The organism is Mesorhizobium sp. M7A.F.Ca.MR.148.00.0.0 (assembly GCF_003997735.1).
GTDB lineage: Bacteria > Pseudomonadota > Alphaproteobacteria > Rhizobiales > Rhizobiaceae > Mesorhizobium.
This window is the reverse complement of sequence record NZ_RZTB01000727.1, coordinates 1-231: the sequence shown is the minus strand read 5'-3', so window position 1 is coordinate 231 and position 231 is coordinate 1. Positions and strand designations below refer to the sequence as shown.

General features: G+C 57.6%; 1 protein-coding gene. It reads right to left on the bottom strand.

Going from position 1 to position 231, the window contains the following annotated elements; translation table 11 throughout:
• On the bottom strand, positions 1-231 hold a 231-nt coding region (locus tag EOB49_RS36005), incomplete at both ends, for a type VI secretion protein IcmF/TssM N-terminal domain-containing protein (RefSeq protein ID WP_164782035.1).

Genomic DNA, 231 nt, shown 5'->3' with positions numbered 1-231 from the left:
AAGCTGACATTCACCTGGCTGCGGATCGGATCGAACAGGCTGGCGATGAAATTGGTAATTTGCTCCTTCAGAGCGCCAAACTGCGCCGGAAAACCAAAGATGGATATACGCGCGACCGGATCGGCCTCTTCCTGGAGGCGGTCAGGCATCTCCTCCACCAAGCGTCTTGCCAGTGCATCGAATTCGGCCGGAGCCTCGGCGGCCATATTCTTGTTGCGATCCGTGGTCTGG